11 protein-coding genes are annotated in these 18052 nt (G+C 68.9%); 5 read left to right on the forward strand and 6 right to left on the reverse strand.

The window, feature by feature from the left end:
- Positions 1-80: 80 nt before the first annotated feature.
- From N2652_12180 to N2652_12190, 3 genes are all read left to right on the forward strand, one after another.
- Positions 81-1358: an SLC13 family permease gene (locus N2652_12180; GenBank protein MCX7819944.1), complete on the forward strand. Its 1278-nt coding sequence runs from the start codon at positions 81-83 to the stop codon at positions 1356-1358.
- Complete coding sequence (locus N2652_12185) at positions 1355-1984, forward strand: SGNH/GDSL hydrolase family protein (GenBank protein ID MCX7819945.1); 630 nt, start codon at positions 1355-1357, stop codon at positions 1982-1984. Before N2652_12180 ends, N2652_12185 begins: the two co-directional genes overlap by 4 nt.
- Positions 1985-2049: 65 nt before the next feature.
- A complete protein-coding gene (locus N2652_12190; GenBank protein ID MCX7819946.1) occupies positions 2050-5409 on the forward strand; it encodes a DUF4091 domain-containing protein in 3360 nt (1119 codons plus the stop codon).
- Here the strand turns inward: N2652_12190 and N2652_12195 are convergent, their stop codons facing one another.
- Positions 5410-6873, reverse strand: coding sequence for a hypothetical protein (locus N2652_12195; protein ID MCX7819947.1), 1464 nt, complete (start codon positions 6871-6873; stop codon positions 5410-5412).
- Positions 6874-7080: 207 nt separating this feature from the next.
- Between N2652_12195 and N2652_12200 the strand changes: the two genes are divergently transcribed.
- On the forward strand, positions 7081-8553 hold the full coding sequence (locus tag N2652_12200) for a RimK family protein (protein ID MCX7819948.1): 1473 nt from the start codon (positions 7081-7083) through the stop codon (positions 8551-8553).
- 32 nt (positions 8554-8585) lie between these two features.
- Here N2652_12200 and metG read toward each other — a convergent pair whose 3' ends face one another.
- The 4 genes from metG to N2652_12220 form a co-directional block, all read right to left on the reverse strand.
- Entirely contained in the window at positions 8586-10523 is a 1938-nt protein-coding gene (gene metG / locus N2652_12205) for a methionine--tRNA ligase (GenBank protein ID MCX7819949.1), read from the reverse strand.
- Complete coding sequence (locus N2652_12210) at positions 10520-11482, reverse strand: NAD-dependent epimerase/dehydratase family protein (GenBank protein ID MCX7819950.1); 963 nt, start codon at positions 11480-11482, stop codon at positions 10520-10522. Before N2652_12210 ends, metG begins: the two co-directional genes overlap by 4 nt.
- Before the next feature lie 34 nt (positions 11483-11516).
- Positions 11517-12401: a sugar phosphate isomerase/epimerase gene (locus tag N2652_12215; protein MCX7819951.1), complete on the reverse strand. Its 885-nt coding sequence runs from the start codon at positions 12399-12401 to the stop codon at positions 11517-11519.
- Positions 12402-12571: 170 nt separating this feature from the next.
- Positions 12572-14899, reverse strand: a complete 2328-nt coding sequence (locus tag N2652_12220) for a heparinase II/III family protein (GenBank protein ID MCX7819952.1) — start codon at positions 14897-14899, stop codon at positions 12572-12574.
- 311 nt (positions 14900-15210) lie between these two features.
- Here N2652_12220 and N2652_12225 point away from each other — a divergent pair, with 311 nt between their 5' ends.
- Positions 15211-17265, forward strand: a complete 2055-nt coding sequence (locus N2652_12225) for a beta-agarase (protein MCX7819953.1) — start codon at positions 15211-15213, stop codon at positions 17263-17265.
- A gap of 22 nt (positions 17266-17287) precedes the next feature.
- Here N2652_12225 and N2652_12230 read toward each other — a convergent pair whose 3' ends face one another.
- Positions 17288-18007, reverse strand: coding sequence for a PTS sugar transporter subunit IIA (locus N2652_12230; protein MCX7819954.1), 720 nt, complete (start codon positions 18005-18007; stop codon positions 17288-17290).
- Positions 18008-18052: the final 45 nt, after the last annotated feature.

Consider the following 18052-nt stretch of genomic DNA (forward strand, 5'->3'; position numbering starts at 1 on the left):
GATATGTCAACTGCGATCGCGCGGCGCGCCGCTTGCGCGGGCCGCAGCTGACGGCGACGATACGGCGCCGGGACAACCGCATGGACCTGTCGTGGTGGCCACCGGCGGTGTTCGCCGCCGCATATGTGCTGTTTGTGCTGCTGCCGCGCCGGCGCGCACTGTGCGCCGTGGGCGCGGCGGCGGTGCTGATGCTGGTCGGCGCGGTGCCCTGGCGGATCGCGCTGACCGAGCACGTGTCGTGGAACGTCGTGCTGTTGTTCTTCGGCACGCTGATCCTGGCGGAACTGTTCATGCAGTCGCGCATGCCCGCTGTAATCGCGGAGGCGGTGCTGCGGCGAACGCGCACCGGCACCGGTGCGATGCTCGCGATCTGTGGGCTGGCCTCGGCGATGTCGGTGGTGCTGGAGAACGTCGCGGTAGTGTTGCTCGTCGCGCCGGTCGCGCTGACGTTGTGCCGGCGGTTGGGCGTCTCCCCGGTTCGGCTGTTGGTGCTCATCGCGCTCTGCTCGAATCTACAGGGCACCGCCACACTCATCGGTGACCCGCCCAGCATGATCCTCGCCGGCCACATGCATCTGTCGTTCAACCAGTTCTTCTTCTATCGCGGGCGACCCTCCGTGTTCTGGATCGTGCAGTCCGGCGCGGTCGCCTCGATGGTGGTCAGCGGCTGGCTGCTGCGCCGTCACCGTGAACCGGTCGAGCCGATCACGATCGAGCCGCCGCGCGCGTGGACGCCGACCGTGCTGCTGGCGGTGTTCGTGGTCGGCCTGACCACCACGCACCGGTTCGATCCGGACTTTCAGTGGCTGGCCGGCGCCTGGGCGAGCGCGCTGGCCGCGGTGGGCTTGCTCTGGTATCGCACCGCCGCGCGCTGGGGCCGGCTGCGAGACCTGATCCGGTCGCTGGACTGGGACACGACGTTCTTCCTGATGGGCGTCTTTGTGCTGGTGGGCTCGCTGTCCTCGTCGGGCTGGTTGGACCGGCTCGCCCGCATGCTCGCCGGCTGGTCCGGCCGCAGCGTCGGCGGCGCCTTCGCCCTGGTGCTGGCGCTCAGCGTGGCGGTGTCCGGATTCGTGGACAACGTGCCCTACCTGGCGGCAATGATTCCGGTGGTCAGCACGCTCTCGACGCAGATCGGCGCGCGGGAACCCGCACTGCTGTTGTTCGCGCTGTTGATCGGCTCATGTCTGGGCGGCAATTTGACGCCGATCGGTGCCTCCGCAAACGTTGTCGCGGTCGGACTGCTGCGCCGCGAGGGCCACCTGGTGCGGTTTGGCGAGTTTCTCCGCATCGGCGCGCCCTTCACGCTCGCCGCGGTGGGCGCCGGCGCCGCGGTGCTCTGGTGGCTCTGGCGATGAGCGGTCGCCGGCGCTGGGTCGTGTACGGCTCGAGCATCTCCACCGAGCGCGTGCGCTGGGCGCCGTGGCGCGCATGCGGCGGTGCGTGGGTTGCGGTACTGCGTTCCACCCGGCCCGACATCGAAGTGCTGAACCGCTCCGGCTGGGGATGGACGTCCCGCGACGCGGTACGCGCGTTCGGACCCCGCGTGCTGGCCCTGCAGCCGGATGGCGTGCTGATCGAGTTCGCGATCAACGACGCAGACGAGCGACGCCGCTGCACGCTCGAGGAGTCCTCCGATCATCTGACGACGCTGCTACGCGCGCTCGCCGGCACCAATCCGGCCTCCCGCGCCGTCGTGATGATCCCGCCCCCACCGTCCGGCCGGTACGCCCCAACGCGACCGCGCTTCTCCGACTACGCCGCCGTCTGGCGCCGCACCGCAGCCGACCACCACGCGGCGCTGGCGGACCTGGCCGCCGGCTGGGAGGCGTTCGTCGCCGCGCATCCCGGTGGTGAATCTGCTTGCCGTCCCGACGGTCTGCACCCCGCCTCGGCCGCCGCCGACTGGATCGCGTCGGTCGTGTCCAGCGCGATCGACTCCGCTCCCCCCCTCCTCCGGTCTGACCCGTCCCCTTCGTGCTAGCGTCGTACACGCCGACACACTGCCGAAGGTTTGCAACCGCGCCACATCACCGTCACGATGCGGGCATGAATACGGGACTGCTTCTGCTCGCGATCTTGGCACCTTGGCATACGGACCTCTCGGCCGGGCTCGACGGCATCTGGCGCCGCCGACTCGCCGTGGAGCTCACCAACGCGTCGCCGACCGCCGCCGTGGCGGAAACCGTCGAACTGGACCTTGCGCCGTTGGCTGGCGCGCGCGTCGCGGAGCTGCGCGTCGCGATCGAGCCGGACACTGAACTGCTGTACGACATCGTCACCACCACGGGGCGGTCCCGCCGTGAGGGCACCGTGCTGGTCGGCGACCGGCTGTGCGTCCCGGTTCATCTCGGGGCTGGCGGCGTCGTGCGCCTCTATGTCTACGCCGACAACCCGCGCGCGGCGCCGGTGCCGGAGTTCTGGAGGGCGGGCCTGCGGAACGGCGCATTCGAATTCGCGGAGCGCGGTCGCCCGCACGACTGGCAGCCCGCCACCACCAGTCCCGCCCATCGAACCGCCTGGAGCCCCACGGCGGGCCGCGGCGGCACGGCGGGGGTAACGGTCTCCGTGGCCAGCGGCGCACCGCCCGCGTGGGTGCAGTGGCGCCAGCACATCCCGGCGCTGGCGGGTGGCCGCCGGTACGAGCTCTCCGGTTGGGTCCGCTCACACGAACTCCGCGGCCGCGCCGGCTGGTTCGTGCACGTGCACACCAACGGGGGCCCTCCGATCATCCGCCATGCCGATCTCGACAGTCGTACCTGCGACTGGACCCGCGTCGCCGTGGCGTTCGATGTGCCGACGGGCGCCACCAGCGCCACGGTCGGCACACTGCTGTACGGCGACGGCGAGGCGGCGTACGACGACGTCACGCTCCTACCAATCTCCGGCGGCCCCGCACTCAAGGTGGTCTCCGCGCGCGTCGAGGTGCTGCCCCCGACCCCGTCGCCGCCGCCGTTCGAACCGCGCTTCGTGCCGGGCGACGTTGTCGCCGCGCGCGTGGAGCTCGCCAGCCCCGTCACCACGGCGGCGCCCGGCGCGGTGCTCGTTGATCTTCGCCCTCTCGGCGGCCGCTGGTATGGCGGCCGGCCCGCCGGCGGACTGCGCGCAACACGGCCTGACGGCACACCGGTTGGCGCCGTGCGGCTAGGCGAGCTCGCGCTGCTCGAGCGAGCGCCCGACGCACCCGCCGCTTGGGACGTGTTCCTTTGCGACCTCGCAGCCGCTCCCCTCGAGCTCTCAGCGTTTCCGACCACAGACAACCTCGCGCCCCCCTTGTGTTCCGCGGACGGTCGCTCGCCGGGACGCAGCTGGCGATTCCAGGGCCGCGCCGACCTCGCTCGCGCTGGCGCCCATATGGTGGACGGCGTCCCAACATTGGAATTCGATTCGACCGCCGCCTCCAACGCTTGGACGGGATGGACCTCCGAGCCGATTCCGGTGGAACCTGGGGCCAGCTACGTGCTGGCCGGCCTCCTGAAGGCGGAGGGCGGCGCCGCCGGCGCAGCCGTTCACGCCCATTTGCGCACGGCGGACGGTGCGCTGGTGCCGGGAGAGTGGGCGATCAGCACTGCGCCCGGCGCAACCCACCACGGCTGGACGCTCAGCAGCACAGTCTTTCGTGCACCGCCCGAGGCCGCGACCATCTCGCTGCATCTGACGGTGAACCGACCCGGCGTGCTACGGCATCGCGCAGTGTATCTGGCGCGCGTGGAACGCGGCCGCATCGCCGCGCTGGCGGCGCCCGGCGCGGCAGCCGGCCCGTCGCCCCGCCTCTGGAACGCAGATCCGCTGGTGAAGATCTTCCGCGATGACCCGCCGCCCGCCGCGGCGGCCGCACCGATTCGGCTGAGGGCCGCCCGCGGCGAGGCCGAGGTTGCCCAGCTGGCCGTGTACGCCGGTGACGCGCCGCGCGAGGTCGTGCTCGAGCCGACGCCGCTGCGAGGTCCGGGTGGCTCAACCCTCACCGCAGAAGTGGCGGCGGTCGGCTACGTGCCGGTGGACCACCCGAGTGGATACTTTCGCGATGACGGCCCGCCGGGCCATCGCCGCCGGCCACGCCGCGGCGGAAGCACGGACGGCTGGGCCGCAGAATGGCCGGACCCGCTGGTGCCAACCAACCGCGCAAGGGTGGAGGCCCGCTGCAACCAGCCGTTCTGGATCACGATCCGCGTTCCCGACAGCGCTCCAAGCGCTCTCCATGAGGGGAGCGTGCAAGTGCGCATTGACGGGCGCATGTTCGCTGAAGTGCCGCTCTCGGTGGAGGTGCTGCCCCTCACCCTGCCGCGCCGACCGTCGCTGCAGATTCTGCTCGACCTGCGGACGGGACCCGGCGGTGACTTTGGCAGCGGCATTGCAGAGGTCGGCGGCGGGCGCCGACGGGCTTGGCTGAAGCTGCTGGCCGAACATCGCGTGGGCATTGACCGTATCCTGCCCGAGCCGGAGTTCCGCCGGCTCAATGGCCAGGTGGAGATGGACTCCGCCGCCTATGAGGCCGAGGCGGCGTACTGCTTCAACGAACTGGGCATGGCCGCCGCCTATGCCCCCCATTTCTTCTACCTGTTCGGGTGGGCCTACCGGCCGTCGTCCCGCTTCGGCTTGGAGGCGATGTCGACGGAATGGAAGTCGGCCATGCAGCAGGCCGCCCGCCTGTTTGCAGACCGAATGCGTGCACGGGGGTGGCATGACCGGTACCTGCTCTACATCGCTGACGAGCCCCACGTTCACCACCAGTTCGTCGTGGAACAGATGCGGGAGCTCTGCCGAATGTACCACGAGTCGGGCGCCCGGCTGCCCATCTATTCGAGCACATGGCGTCACTGTGCCGCGTGGGACGACGCGCTCGACGTGTGGGGTGTGGGCCAGTATGGCTGTTTCCCGGTCGAGACAATGGAGCGGTTGCGCGCGGCCGGTCGGGGCATCCTGTTCACCTGCGACGGACAAATGGCGATCGACACGCCATACCTGGCCACCGAGCGGCTGCTCCCCTACTACTGCTACCGGTATGGTGCCCGGGGCTACGAGTTTTGGGGTGTCTCGTGGTGGACGTTCGATCCGTGGCGCTTCGGTTGGCATTCATACATTCGACAGAGCGATGACGGCGCGCACTACTACTTCACCCGTTATCCGAATGGCGACGGCTATCTCGCCTATCCGGGCGCGAGCGTAGGTGTCGAGGGGCCGGTCCCCTCAATCCGTCTCGCCCAGGTGCGCGAAGGCGCCGAGGACTACGAACTGCTGAAACTGCTCGAGGCCGTCGGCGGTGCGGCGTCGCCGGCGCTCGCGGCCGCGCGCGAACTGGTCCCGATCCCGAACGCGGGCGGGCTGCGTTCCCTCTCGATTTTGCCTGACCCGGCGGCGGTGCGGCGCGTCCGCGAGCGCGTGCTCGACGAGCTCACCGCGCGCCGCTGATCATCGTCTCGCTTCGCCGCTTGCGGAGGCGGCCGGTGCGACATCTTCGCCGCACGGCCGAAGTACCAGCGCGGCACGATCCACCAGCGCGATCGGCGAATCGCAGATCGGAACGCCGCGGAAACACCACCCTGTCGCTTCCCGTGACCACGCGCCGACTGGGATTTCGCACACTGTGCCGCTACGGAAATCCACCCACACCGGCTCCGCAAACTGTGCGGCGGGCAATCGGAGATCCACCCGCCTCCAATCGTCCCGCTCCACGGGTGGGGCCGACGTCCTCCAGATCGCCACCAGATCGGCGGCGGGATCGCTCCGGCGGTACGCGGAGACCGCGAGCCCGCCGGTGACCGACGCCTGCCACGGAAACTCCCGCAGCCGGGCCCAGCGGCCATCCAGCACCGAGAACAGATGCTGCGCGGCGAACCACGCCTCTTTTTTCCCCACCACACGGCCATCCTCGCTCATTCGCAGCAGTCCCTTCGTATTCCAGCCCCCGGGGTAGCGCAGGTCCGCGATCGTGAACAGATGGATGACCGGCACCTCCTCGTGAAGGTGGGCAAGTAGCCGCCGGAGGTTCCACTTCGCCTGCGTGCGCTCGCTCCACGGACGACCGCGGAGTGCGCCGAACGTGTTGCTGGTGGAGGGCGCGCCGGTTTCGCCCTGCAGCACCGCCGCATGTGGCGCCCACCGGGCAGCGAGCGCGCGAACGCGATGAAGGAGGCGCAGGTCATCCGGATTTTCGGGGTAGCCGTGCACCGTGATCGCGTCAAACAAATGGGTTCGGCCGGTCTCCGCGAGGCGGCGGAGAAACCGCTCTGCAAAGCGCGTATCACCCGCGAGCGCCAGCGCCCAGATCTGTGCGTCCGGCTGTTCGCGGCGGATCACCGCGGCAGTACGGGCATGAAACTCCGCGAACTCCTCAGGCCCGATGCCGCTTTGCGGCAGGTCCGGCTCGTTCCAGACCTCCCACTCGCGAACGCGGCCGCGGAACCGGCGAACCGTTGCCGCAACCCATCGCTCCCACGCAGAAAGGGCCTCGTCGGAGTTCGGCAGCGCCGCGCCCAATCCCGTGCCGCCGCCGCCAGCATAGTTGGTGTTCCCGTAGCTGAGCTCCAGCCACGGCCGCACACCCCGCGCGAGCGCATCCTCCACGATCGCCTCCAGCCACTCGAGGTCGATCCTGCCCCGTTCGCGTTCACACTTCTGCCAGCCGGCCTGCAGCCGCACGCGCGTAGCGCCAAGCTCGCCCAGCTGCTCGCGATAGGCCTCATACCGCGCGTAGTCGCGGTCGAGCGTTTCCGCGCCGATCGACCAGGGCGACTCGCCCACCTCGCGCGCGGTCCGCGGCTGGAGCCGCCCGAGCGCTCGCCAGCTCCCGCGGTCGTCCGCGGCCACGCTCGCGGCCGCCAGCAGCGCCACAGCAGCCCGCCGCCCGACACAACGGACCTGCCGCCTGCTCATCCCCATTGCGCTCCCGTCACTGCTAAAGCGTGGGCTGACGGGGGTGGAGCGTCAACCGGCGCGCGGGCGCCCCCTCTTGACAGTGGACCGGCTTGGTCCGACCATGGTCGCGCATCCACCATGGATCGATCCGACCCCATGCCGGGCGGGTGAGCCCGTGACCCCGCGTCCGCCACCGCGCCTGCATCGCGCCGCGGAGCGCCCACGATGCCGCTGAGCTTGTGCGTCGTTGACGATCCCGCGGAGTGGCCGCTGCACGCGCCGAACCTGCAGGTGGTCTCGGCGCGCGAGTATCTGACCGACCCGCGCTACTCGAGCCTGCCGCGCTGCCGCGTGTACAACCTGTGTCGGTCCTACCGCTACCAGACGGCGGGCTACTACGTCTCGCTGCTCGCGGAGGCGCGCGGGCATAAGCCCCTGCCGAACGTCGCGACGATGCAGGACCTGCGTTTTCCCTCCGTCGCGCGCGCGATGTCCGGCGATCTCGACGACGTGATGGACCGTGCGCTCGCGCATCTGCAGAGTAACCGCAGTTCGCTGCCGGTGTATTTCGGGCGGAGCCTCAACGCCCGGTACGACCGGCTCGCGCGCAGCCTCTTCAACCTGTTCCCGGTGCCACTGCTGAAGGCGCACTTCGTGCGCGGCGAAGACGGATGGGAACTGCACAGCGCGGTCGCGATCTCGATGGACGAGGTGCCGGCCGCGCACCGCGAGGTGGTGCTCCAGCACGCGAACCGCTACTTCTCCCACCCCAGTGCGACCCGCTCCCGCCGCGCCCCCGCGCGCTACCGGCTCGCGATCCTGCGCGACCGCAAGGACCCGACTCCTCCCTCCGACGAGAAGGCGCTCGAACGGTTCTGCGAGGCGGCCGAGCGGCTGCGCATCTCGGCCGAGCTGATCAGCGAGGACGACTACGGCGAGCTCGCGGAGTTCGACGCGCTTTTCATCCGCGAGACCACCGCGGTGAACAATCCCACCTACCGCTTCGCGCGCCGCGCAGAGGCGGAGGGCATGGTGGTGATCGACGATCCGGACTCGATCGTGAAGTGCACCAACAAGGTGTTCCTCGCGGAGCTGCTCCGCCGGCACGACATTCCGATCCCGACCACGCTCATCCTACACCGCAACAACGTCGAGGAGGTCCGGCGCACGCTCGGGCTGCCGATCGTGCTCAAGCAGCCCGACTCCGCGTTCTCGCTGGGCGTCGTGCGCGTGGACACCGACGAGGAGTACGCGCAGCAGACGAGCCGGCTGCTCGAGACCTCCGATCTGCTCATCGCGCAGGAGTACGTGCGGACCGATTTCGACTGGCGCATCGGCATCCTCGATCGGCGGCCGCTCTTTGCCTGCCAGTACTTCATGGCGCGCAACCACTGGCAGGTGTACCACCACCAGGGCAACGGCGAGGCCGCCTACGGCCCCTACAAGGCGCTCCCGGTGGAGCTGGCGCCGCGCCGGGTCGTTCAAACCGCACTGCGGGCAGCAAACCTGATCGGCCAGGGGTTCTACGGCGTTGACCTGAAGGTGGTGAACGGTCGCTGCTACGTAATCGAGGTGAACGACAACCCGAGCGTCGAAAGCGACGTGGAGGATCGTGTGCTTCGGGATGCGCTGTACGACCGTGTGATGGAAGTCTTTCTGAAGCGGCTCGACCAGCGACGAGAGGGCCGCGAGACCTGAGGCCCGCGAGTCTGGTCGCCCTCCCCGCGCGATCAGCCGATCGACGAACCCGGCGGCAGCTCGCCGTCCACCGTCACCAATCGCAGCCGGTCACCCGACGACGCCGCCAGCAACATGCCGCGAGATTCGATCCCCCGGATCTTCGCGGGTGCCAGATTCGCAACGACCACAATGGTCCGCCCCACCAGCTCCTCCGCCCGGTAGTGCTGCGCGATGCCCGCGACGATCGTTCGCCGCTCCGCGCCCAGGTCGATCTCCAGCTTCAGCAGTTTCGAGGTGTTCGGTACCGGCGCCGCGGACAGCACACGCGCGGTCCGCAGCTCCGCGCGGCGGAACTCCTCCAGCGAGAGCACGACGCCCTCCGGCGCCGCGGTTGGCGGCTGTCCGGCGGGAGCCGCCGCCGGCGGAGCCTCCACCCGCGGGAACAGCGGGCCGGTGGCGCGCAGGGGCGCATCCGCCGGAATCGCGGGCGCATCGGCTAGATCCACAGGAGCCGACGGCTCCGCCGGCAACCCGAGCGCGCCTCTCAGTTCGCCCATCTTGCCGGGCATCACCGGGTGCAGCAGCGTCGCGCAGATCCGCAGCGCCTCCGCCGCCGTCCGCAGCGTCGCGTGCAGCGGACCCCGGTCTGCCGCTTTCGCCTGGTTCCACGGCGCACGCACCTCAAGATAGCGGTTGATCGCCCGCACCGCCGCAAGCGTCGCCGCGACGGCTTCATCCAGCCGGTAGCTCGTCAGCATTCCCACGACCGAGCCGCGCGCCGCGTCGAGTGCCGCAGCGAGCTCGCCGGTGGCGGGGTCGTCTGGCCGGCCGGCCGGGGGCAGACGCCCGCCACAGTAGCGGCCCGCCATCGTCACCAGCCGGCTCAGCAGATTGCCGAGATCGTTCGCAAGGTCGCTGTTGTATCGGCGGAGAAACGCCGCCTCCGAAAACGACGCGTCCTGGCCCAGTGTCATCTCTGCGACGAGAAAATACCGAAACGCATCCACCCCGTAGCGGCCGACCATGTCGAGCGGGTTCACCACGTTGCCGAGCGACTTGCTCATCTTGGTGTCGCCCATCAGCCACCAGCCGTGCGCGAGGATCGTGCGGGGCATCGGCAAACCAAGTGCTTTCAGCATGGTCGGCCAATACACGCTGTGCGTGGTCAGGATGTCCTTGCCGATGAGCTGCAACGAGACAGGCCACCACCGGCGGAACGTCGCCTCATCGCGCCCGTAGCCGATCGCAGTGATGTAGTTCAGTAGCGCGTCGAACCACACGTAGCAGACGTAGTCGCGGTCGAAGGGGAGCTCGATGCCCCATTCGAGCCGGCTCTTCGGCCGCGAAATGCACAGATCCCCCAGCTCCCGCGTGCGCAGGAAGCCGAGCGTTTCATTCCGCCGGAAGTCCGGCCGGATGAAGTCCGGATGTGACTCGATGTGGTCCAGCAGCCAGTCGCGGTAGGCGCTCATCCGAAAGAAGTAGTTCGTCTCGCGGATCCGCACGATACCGGGCAAGTCTGCCGGCGAACGCCCGGGTGGCAGGTTCAGGTCACGCTCGGTCACAAACGTCTCGCTACCGACGTCGTACCAGCCGTCGTACTCCGCGCGGTAGATCTCACCCCGCTCGTACAACTCGCGCAGCACCGCCTGCACCGCGGTCGTATGCCGGGGCTCGGTCGTGCGGATGAAGTCATCATTCGTGATGCCCAGCGTGCGCCACAGTTCCTGGAAGCGCAGCACCATCCGGTCGGCGTGTTCCTTGGGTGGAATGCCAGCCGCGCGCGCGGCCTGCTGCACTTTCTGCCCGTGTTCGTCGGTGCCGGTGAGAAAGAACGTCGGCACGCCGAACAGCCGGTGATACCGCGCAAGCACGTCCGCCACAACGGTCGTGTAGGCGTGCCCGATGTGCGGGCGGTCGTTGACATAGTAAATCGGCGTGGTCACGTAGAACCGGTCCACGGGCACACGCTGCCACAGCGAGCTCATCGAACACCTCCCGCCGCAGCCGCCACCCGGCCGCGCCACAGCTCCGCCAGGCCGTCCGCAAGCGTGACGCCCGGCTCGAATCCCAGCACCTCACGGATCCGCGAAATGTCCGCCACCGAGTGGCGGACGTCGCCCGGGCGGGGCGGCTCAAACCGAGGGGCGGGACTGTGGCCGGCCAGCGGCCCCAGCACGCCGAGTACCTCAAGCAGCGAGCTGGCGCGACCGGTGCCGACGTTGAACACCTCGCCGCGGCCGACCGCCGGCGAGTCCGCGGCGCGTCGAATCGCCGCAACGACGTCCCGCACAAACACAAAGTCCCTCGTCTGCCGGCCATCGCCGAACACCCGCGGCGGCTCGCCGCGCGCCAGCGCCTCAACAAACCGCGAGATCACGCCCGAATAGGGCGACGACGGATCCTGACGCGGCCCGTACACGTTGAAGAAGCGCAGCGAAACCGTGCCGAGCCCATACAGCTCCGCATGCACCCGCGCGATCTGCTCGCCGGCCAGCTTCGCCGCCGCATAGGGCGAGGCCGGCACCGGTGGCATGTCTTCGCGCTTGGGCAACGTCGGCTCGTTCCCGTAGACCGCGGCGGAACTCGCGCACACGACCCGCCGCACGCCCGCCGCCCGCGCCGCCTCCAGCACCCGCACTGTTCCCATCACGTTGATCTCGTAGTTCTCCGCCGGCCGTTCCACCGAGTCCGCCACCGACACGAGTGCCGCGAGGTGAACAACAACCCCCACCCCGTCCATCGCGGCGGCCAGCTGCGCCTCCGACCGCACATCGCCAACGATCAGATCCACCCGCCCCCGCACGCCGGCGAGGTTCTCCGCACGGCCGCTGGACAGGTTGTCGAACGCCCGCACCTCCACGCCGTCGGCGGCCAGCGCCTCGACCAGATGCGAACCTATGAACCCGGCGCCGCCGGTCACCAGCACGAGGGAACGATCTGGCATCGATGTCGCCCAATCCGGGCGTGCAACGGCGCCGTCAGGCCCGCGTCGCGTCGAGCACGCCCCGAAAGTATCCCACCGACTCGGCGACACCCGGCAGCGGGTCGTTCTCGTCCTTTTCGAACTCGAGACTGCACACGCCGGCGAAGTTGACCTCGCGCAGCGCGCGCACCAGCTCGCGAATGTCAATGATGCCGCGGCCGAGTTCGACCGTCTTGCCGCTCTTGTCCGCCGCGGTAACGTTCTTCAGGTGGAGATCGTAGATGCGCGTGTGGTGACGACGCAGGTCCTCGATCGGGCAGACGCCACCGCGCAGGTTGTGGCCGATGTCAAGACAGATGCCGATGCGGGGATCGAGATCCGCAATCCATTTCATCGTCGCATCAGCGGTCGCGTACGGGAGGTTGTCCGGCCCGTGGTTGTGGATCGCATAGCGCACGTCGTATTCACGGACCTTGCGCTCCACGTACTTCAGCAGTCGGGCGGATTCGACGCGCCGCTTCTCCACCGTCTCAAATGGCACACCAATGATGATCTTCACGCCGACCCGCTTCGCATACTCAAACGCCTGGTCCACGGCGGCCTCGTCGCCCATGTAGATGGGCCCCACACCATACCCGGTCACGCCATACTTGCGGCACAGCTCGTGGAACGCGCGGATGTCCGCTTCGCCCGCGGTCAGCGGCAGATGAAAGTCCTTGATGCAGAGATAGCGGACGTCCACTCGCTGCAGCATCTTCAGCGTGTCTTCGAGCGAAAACTTCCGGAAGGTGTAACCGGCCATCCCCAGCCGGAACGGCTCCTCTTTGCTGCCCGCACCGGCGGCCGTGCGCTGATCGGCCGCGACCGTGCGGACAGCTAGCGCGGCCGTTCCCACCACAGAAGCTCCAACGAACGCGCGACGGCTGAGTGTCGTGGTCATTGCCTGTCTCCGGCTGTCTCGTTCCCACACCGGGCGGTCGAGCCCGGACAAGCTCCGAAGCATAGCCCCCCCGCTTGCACGCGGTCAAATGCCGCTCCCCCGGCCGACCCCACCTGCCCAAAAACCCAGCGCAGCCTGCTCCCGGCCGCCGCTCGTGCTCTCCGAGTGACTCAGGGTACCCGGATCGATTCAACCGGTCCGCCGCTCTTCCCCCGGATCCCCCCTTCGATCAGGGTTGCGGCCTCCGGCGAGAGGTGCAGCGTCAGAGTCAGCTGCACGTCACCCTCTGTCGCCTCGATACGAACGTCCGGCCCCGCGCGATCCCAGTCCACAGCCGCATTGGCATCCACTGCGATCACGGCCGCGATGCGGCGCGAAGTGGTTTTCTGCCGCGTCGTGGCGGTGAAATGCCACTGGCGCGGAGGTTCTCGCGGAGCGACCGCGGGGTAGTCCGCCGACGGTGGCACCGGCCACCCGTCGGTCTGCTCAAAGCGGAAACCGCCCGCGGTGAAGAGACGCACCCACATCTGCGCCTCTCCCCTCCGGCCGACGACTGTCTGCGAGCCTTCGTCCAGTTCCATCCGCTCCTTCGCATGCAGCAGCCACTGAAACTCTGCCGGCTGATCGGCCTCCAGCTCGTCCAGCACCACCACCCACGCCGGCCGCACCAAAAGTAGGTGCCGGCGAAATCGCCGCAGCGCCCCGCGATACGCCGCGCTCGCGTCGCCGAGCACATACCCCCAGCCTGGCCGGCTGCGAAACTCCACCAGCCGGCCGTTTGCACGAGCGTCGCGAACCACCTGTCCCCGCCCGTTCACCAGCACGCAGTTGTGCGCCACCGTTTGCCGTGTATAGTGCGCGTGGTGCGGTGCGCCGTAGAACGGAAAGTAGTACCCCGCGGGAATTGCGAGTGCCCGGCCTCCCTTCATGATCACAAAGGAGTTTTGATCCGCGTGGCTGTGGCTCACCGAGCCGTAGGGCGACGATTTGAACATCACCATGAGATCGCGCTCGGGCCGAGCCAGATCGCTGTGGAACACCGCCCATCCAATTCCCCACCAGACGCCGTCCGGCGGCAGGTTCGTTGGCGGCAGAGGTTCGAGATCGTCCGGCAAGACCAGGCCGGCCTGCCAGCCCACGCCGGGCGGCCGGCCGCGGTGATCGCGCAGCAGTGTCACCCAGCCGCGAGCGGCCGGATCTCGGTACTTCAGCGCGTGAAACTGGATCAGCGCACGCACGCCGGCAGCGCCCTGCGGTACCTGCCCCTCCTCACCATCGCCCCATGGCTGAACCTCCCCGAGGGGCGACACGTTGTACATGAAAAACCGCCGGACATCCCGGTAGAATGGGCGCTGCCACAGATCGAAGCCGGTCGCCGCGCGCAGCGATTCAAAGGGCAGCAGGTAGATCGTGTTGTACGCCAGTCCGTAGGCGATGCCCTCCGCCCAGCCCCCGTCAGCGCCCGCCCAGTGGGGAAACACGGTCAGCGCGGCCCTGAGCGCATAGTCCAACCACGCCTCCGCGCGAGGCTCCTCCGCCAGCGCGATCGCGTGCTCCATCAGATAGCCCGGCAAACGCCCGTTATGGCTCTCCTCCGGTCGCGCAAGAAAGTCCCACCGCTCCAACCGCCGCAGCATCTGATCGGCCCGTGCCACCAGCATCTGGCGCACGCGCTCCCGCTCGGCCCCGTCGAGCAGATCATACAGCCAGTCGAATGCCTGCGCGGCCGACTTCGCCAGACCCAGACCAATCTCGTCACCGTACGGTGAAGAGACCGACGAGATCCCCTCCGGATCCCACTCCGTGGCGCCCAACAGCAGCGCCTTTGCGGCTTCTCCGTACCGCCGCTCGCCCGAGAGCAGATACATCAGCGCCAGCGCGGTCATTCCCTCATCGTGGTACCGCCGCATCCGGCGAAACGCCTCAACATAGGCCAGCCGTCTCGCCGCAGGATCGGAGAGCTTGTCGTAATCGGGCTCGGACGGCGGTTTCAAATTGAGCGCTGAATCCGCTGCACCTCTCAGGGACGCAAAAGCCTCACGTCGCGTCGTCGCGAGCGTTGCGCGTACCGCCTCAAGCTGCGCACGCGGGAACAGCAGACGTGGACGTTCTCGTGGGACGCGTGCGAGCAGCACCGACGCCGGAACCCATGGCTGTGCGACCGCGTTCGACGCGATCACAAACGTTTGCGGGGCGCGCACGGCCAACACATAGCCCTTCGCATCCAACGCCTGCACCTCCCAGCGGTACGGTCCCGGCGCCAGCACAACCGACGGCACGTGCACCGGCTCGCTTAGCGCCGGCGACTCATACACCGCAGCGCCGCGCGAGTCCGTGATCCGCAGGCGGTATCGCACGCGGCCGCGGGGCCCCGCCGGCCACCAGCAAAAGCCGGGCGGCGAGATCTCGAGCAGCTCGTCCTCCGCTGGCCGGGGGAAGCACGCGCCCTCGGGCCGCTCTGTCGGAAACGCAACCTCCGCGGCGGACGCCGCAGCCATCGCCACCGTAACCAGCCAGGCGGTACATCTCCGAGCCTCGCGCCCGCCACTGCGCCCCGGCCACCGCATTTCACTCCGACCGGCTCTGTTCATCGCACGTCACCCAGCCGCGCACCGGCAGCTGCCGCCGCAAAATTGAAGCACCTGGCCCCGCACACGTCCGGCCGGCGGCCGCCCGACACTGGCCGGGGCGGTGGTCAGCGATCCACCGGCCTCTTCGACCGTTCTCATGCGACCGCGCATCAACGAATACGCGCTCGACCGGCCTTGCGGCAAACCCTATCGTATGCGGCACCGGGGAGAACCCAATAATGACCTGCACACACTGGAGCACGACGTTGCTCATGCTTGTCGCCGTTGGGGGTGTGGCCGCCGCGGACGCGGTGTCGCTGATTCGTGGGCCCGACAGCCCTTCGCCTTCCCCCACTGGCGCCAGGATCGAGCCGCGTCCCGACGGCGGCTGGCGAGTCCTCCCGCTGAAGACGACCCGCCATCCCGGCATCGAGTGGCGGCCCACCTCACCCTGGAACCTTGCGGCACGCACCGCGCTGCAGGTGCGCGTCGCCAATCCCACGCCTGAGCCGATCCGCATTTCCGTGCGGCTGGATGACGTCGCAACGCTGGGCGCCGAGCCCAAACTGCAGCGCGCCGCCACCGTTCCGCCCCGCGCGACCGGCGAGCTTGCCGTCGTTTTCACCTCGCGCCCCTACGACACCGACCATCCTCAGTCCCTCATCGGCATGCGCGGTTGGCCGGGCGACTGGCCGGTGGATCGTTCTTCGCTCGTGCGGTGCTGGGTGTTCGGCGAGGCGCGAACCAGTGCGGTGTTCGAAGTCCTGGACGTTCTCGCGCTGGGCTCAACCACGGTGATTCCGACCAACCGCTTCTTTCCCTTCATTGATCGTTTCGGCCAGTTTCTTCACGCTGACTGGCCCGGAAAGACGCTCCACGAGGATGATCTCGTGAAGAGCCTTCTTGAGGAGCGCCGCGAGCTCGCAGCTCACCCCCCTCCGGCCGACCGCGACGATTGGGGGGCGTGGACCGGCGGGCCGGCGCTCTCGACCGGCCGGTTCTTCCGCATCGAGCGCCATGACGGCCGCTGGTGGTTTGTGGCGCCGTCGGGACGGCTGTTTTGGTCGCTCGGCGTGAACTGCGTCCGCGCCGAGGCGCCTACCCCGGTCACCGACCGCGAGTTCTATTTTGCGGATCTGCCGCCGTCCAACTCGCCCTTCGCCCGTTTCTACGGCCGCAGTTCCTGGGCGCCACACGGCTGGTACAGCAACCGCACGTACCGAACCTACGATTTTGCGGCCGCCAACCTCCTGCGAAAACACGGCCAGATGTGGAATGAGGCATGGGTGGATCACACGCTTGACCGGCTCCCGAGTTGGGGTTGGACCACGATCGCGAACTGGTCCGCACCCGAGGTCACCCGGCGGCGCCGTCTGCCCTACACGTACAACGCTTCGTTCGCTTCACCCCCGATTGAAGGCTCCCACGGTTACTGGGGCAAGTTTCCGGATCCATTCGCGGCTGGGTTCCGCGAGGGTGCACGCCGGGCGATGGAGACGGCGACGCGCGAGGGAGCGGTCGGAGACCCCTGGTGCCTCGGTTTCTTCATCCACAACGAGCTCGGGTGGGGCCGCCCGGAGGACCTCGGCGCCGCGGCGCTGCGGTCTCCGCCGACGCAGCCCGCGCGAACTGCTGCGGTCGCCCGGTTGCGCGCGCGACACGCGGACGACCTGGCAAGGCTGAACGCTGCCTGGCGGACCACATTCGACGATTGGGACCGCGTTGTCCCGCCGTCTCCGCCGATGACTGCGGCCGCCAGCAATGACCTGGCCGAACTGACTGCGCTGATCGCCGATCAGTACTTTCGCGTGATCGCCGGCGAGGTTCGGCGCGCAGCACCTGGGCAAATGTACTTCGGATGCCGGTTCGCGTGGGTGAACGAGCTGGCGATCCGTGCTGCGGCCGCCCACTGCGATGTGATCAGCTTCAACCGCTACACTTGGACACTCGACGACTTTCGGCTGCCGGCCGGCGTCGACCGGCCGGTGATTGTCGGCGAGTTTCACTTCGGTGCGCTCGACCGGGGTCCGTTCCATCCCGGTCTTCGGGCGGCTGCCGACCAGCATGACCGCGCCGCGAAGTTCCAGGCCTATGTCCGCAGCGCGTTGCGCCATCCCAACATTGTCGGTGTCCACTGGTTCCAGTACCGCGACCAACCGACCACCGGGCGGGGCGACGGCGAGAACTATCAGATCGGTCTGGTGGACATTTGTGACACGCCATACCCCGAGCTGCGCGCGGCGTCGCGTGCGCTGGGCGCGGAGATGTACCGCGTGCGCGCTGGACTGCAATGATCGCGGCGGTCTCGGGGAGCCCTTAGCCGGCCCGCAGCAGTTCCTCCTCCGCCCGGCGAACCGCATCCAGCATCTCGCCGGCGCTCGCCGCTTCGCGCAACCATGTCAGCAGGTCGGTGTGATGGCAGATCGCGCAGACGCGCGCAAGGACCGGCAGATGAAGGGACGGGTCGTCGAGCGCCAGCAGAAAGAAAATGTCGGTGAGGCCGCCGTCCGGCCCGCCGAACGGCACCGGTTGGCGGGTGCGCGCCAGCAGCACAAATGATTCCGCGAACAGCCATTCCCGATGGTGCTCCGGATGCGGCACCGCAACGCCGCCGGCAAGTGCAGTGGAGCCGGCCGCCTCGCGTGCCTCCAGCGACGAGAGGAGCGCTACCGCATCGGTCACCAGACCGGTGCGCGCCGCAAACAAGCTCAGCTCCCGCAGCACCGAGGGCTGCGTTCGGGCGTCCAGCGCCGGTTCCACGCGTGCGGCCCCCAGCAGATCGGTGACCCGCAGCGCGGCATCGCCGCGCGCCGCACGTCGTTGGCGCACATCCTGCTCCAGCGCACGCAGCCTCGGCGGTGCAAGGCCGAGCACCCGTCTCGATGCCCATCCGTCGAGGTGCGCCCTGCGGAACACCACGCGCCCGCCGGTTTGTTCGCAGGGAATCTCCCCCGCCCGGATCAGTTGCCGGACTTCATCCTCGGAGACATGCAGATACTCTGCCGCCTCCCGTATCCCGAGCGTTCGATGCGGCATGTGCAGACCGGACCATCGCCGGCCCTTCGATGATACCACGGCGGC

The organism is Kiritimatiellia bacterium (assembly GCA_026417735.1).
Taxonomy (GTDB): Bacteria; Verrucomicrobiota; Kiritimatiellia; order PWTM01; family PWTM01; genus CAACVY01.

Bases quoted from the DNA above. Each gene is read 5' to 3' on its own strand.
- N2652_12185 (MCX7819945.1), top strand. From the start codon at position 1,355: ATGAGCGGTCGCCGGCGCTGGGTCGTGTACGGCTCGAGCATCTCCACC.
- N2652_12200 (MCX7819948.1), top strand. From the start codon at position 7,081: ATGCCGCTGAGCTTGTGCGTCGTTGACGATCCCGCGGAGTGGCCGCTG.
- N2652_12195 (MCX7819947.1), bottom strand. From the start codon at position 6,873: ATGAGCAGGCGGCAGGTCCGTTGTGTCGGGCGGCGGGCTGCTGTGGCG.
- N2652_12180 (MCX7819944.1), top strand. From the start codon at position 81: ATGGACCTGTCGTGGTGGCCACCGGCGGTGTTCGCCGCCGCATATGTG.
- N2652_12190 (MCX7819946.1), top strand. From the start codon at position 2,050: ATGAATACGGGACTGCTTCTGCTCGCGATCTTGGCACCTTGGCATACG.
- N2652_12210 (MCX7819950.1), bottom strand. From the start codon at position 11,482: ATGCCAGATCGTTCCCTCGTGCTGGTGACCGGCGGCGCCGGGTTCATA.
- N2652_12230 (MCX7819954.1), bottom strand. From the start codon at position 18,007: ATGCCGCATCGAACGCTCGGGATACGGGAGGCGGCAGAGTATCTGCAT.
- N2652_12225 (MCX7819953.1), top strand. From the start codon at position 15,211: ATGACCTGCACACACTGGAGCACGACGTTGCTCATGCTTGTCGCCGTT.
- metG (MCX7819949.1), bottom strand. From the start codon at position 10,523: ATGAGCTCGCTGTGGCAGCGTGTGCCCGTGGACCGGTTCTACGTGACC.
- N2652_12220 (MCX7819952.1), bottom strand. From the start codon at position 14,899: ATGGCTGCGGCGTCCGCCGCGGAGGTTGCGTTTCCGACAGAGCGGCCC.
- N2652_12215 (MCX7819951.1), bottom strand. From the start codon at position 12,401: ATGACCACGACACTCAGCCGTCGCGCGTTCGTTGGAGCTTCTGTGGTG.